Origin of the sequence: Serratia sp. BW106 (assembly GCF_002607755.1) — a bacterium.
GTDB classification, from domain to species: domain Bacteria; phylum Pseudomonadota; class Gammaproteobacteria; order Enterobacterales; family Enterobacteriaceae; genus Serratia; species Serratia proteamaculans.
Map to the genome: position 1 here is coordinate 3,546 of NZ_MCGS01000025.1, position 595 is coordinate 4,140.

At 67.1% G+C, this 595-nt stretch carries 1 protein-coding gene; it reads right to left on the reverse strand.

Features of this window, described 5'->3' with window-relative positions:
• Nucleotides 1-82: 82 nt before the first annotated feature.
• Nucleotides 83-406 carry a MobC family plasmid mobilization relaxosome protein gene (locus BEI65_RS17660; RefSeq protein WP_198404476.1) on the reverse strand — a complete coding sequence of 108 codons (324 nt, stop codon included), beginning with the start codon at nucleotides 404-406 and terminating at the stop codon, nucleotides 83-85.
• Nucleotides 407-595 lie beyond the last annotated feature (189 nt).

Consider the following 595-nt stretch of genomic DNA (forward strand, 5'->3'; position numbering starts at 1 on the left):
ACTCGCCCCCACCCGCTGCCGGTCTTTCCCCAGCAGGTAGTCCACCGGCCCGGCGCCGCCACCGCGCCCCCGGGCATGGAATTTAACGATCATCGTCACCCGCCTTTTCCAGCACCGCGTGCCGCAGCCGTTCCAGCCCGGCATCGATCGCCATCAACGCGGCCACCGCCTGCACCCGGTCATGCCCTGACCCGTGACCGGCGTTCACCTTCCGCGCGATCTGGTTCAGGTTGTTGCCCATCCCAGCCAGTTGCCGCAGCAACACCGGCGACAACGACGGCAGTTTGCCGGCGCGTGCCGGCTTCTCACCCAGGCACGTCTGTCGCATCCACGCCGCCAGCGGTTTACCGCCGCTACGTGCCAGCAGCCCCCGGTGCTCTGCCGCCGTCACCCACATCGTCAGCATCTTTTCCCGCTTTTCGCCCATCATCACCCTCTCTCAGCTCGGCCAGATGCCGGGACGCATCCCGCATCATCTCGCCCATCAACCATTCCCGGTACGCCTGCCGCATCTTGGCTTTGGACTTCCCTCGCCGTCGCCTGCTCATCCGTCCTCCTCGTAACCCCGGCACCGTCCCGGGAAGCATTTCCGGGC